Here is a 743-nt window from a genome sequence, read left to right on the forward strand (position 1 = left end):
GGGCGGGGTCGGGCATGCGGGTGTCTCGCTTCCGTGGTGCCGGTCGGTGGGTCAGCGGCGCGGGAGTTCGGCCGCCGCGCGCTCCAACTCGTCGATGCCGCCGGCCATGATCGTGCGGACGTGCCGGGTGATGTGCGGGAGCGGCCAGTCCCACCAGGCCACGGCCAGCAGCCGCTCGACGTCCGCGTCGTCGAACCGTCGGCGGATGAGGCGGGCGGGGTTGCCGCCGACGATCCCGTAGTCGGGGACGTCGTCGACGACGACCGAGCCGGCGGCGACGATCGCCCCGTGCCCGACGCGCACGCCTGGCATCACCGTCGACCGGTAGCCGAGCCAGACATCGTGGCCGAGCACGGTGTCCCCGCGGCCGCCCAGGCCGGTGACGAGGTCGAAGTGCTCTGACCAGGAGCCGCCCATGATCGGGAACGGGAACGTCGACGGGCCGTCCATCCGGTGGTTGGCGCCGTTCATGAGGAACCGCACGCCCTCGCCCAGCGCGCAGAACCTCCCGATGACCAGCTTCTCGGGGCCGTAGTGGTACAGCACGTTCCGGGTCTCGAAGGCGGTCGGGTCGTCGGGGTCGTCGTAGTAGGAGAACTCGCCGACCTCGATCAGTGGCGAGGTGACCAGCGGCTTCAGCAGCACGACCCGCGGCTGCTCGGGCAGCGGGTGCAGCACGGTCGGGTCGGCGGGGACGGGTGGCGTCACGAGGTGGTCCTTTTCGCGGGGGGTGGTGCGTGGGC

The 743-nt window shown here is 72.1% G+C and carries 1 protein-coding gene; it reads right to left on the bottom strand.

What is annotated here, in order from left to right; genetic code table 11:
* Window positions 1-51: 51 nt before the first annotated feature.
* Complete coding sequence (locus E1283_RS36715) at window positions 52-708, bottom strand: CatB-related O-acetyltransferase (protein ID WP_132822451.1); 657 nt, start codon at window positions 706-708, stop codon at window positions 52-54.
* Between the last annotated feature and the right edge of the window lie 35 nt (window positions 709-743).

This window comes from Streptomyces hainanensis, from assembly GCF_004348415.1.
Classification (GTDB): Bacteria; Actinomycetota; Actinomycetes; order Streptomycetales; family Streptomycetaceae; genus Streptomyces; species Streptomyces hainanensis.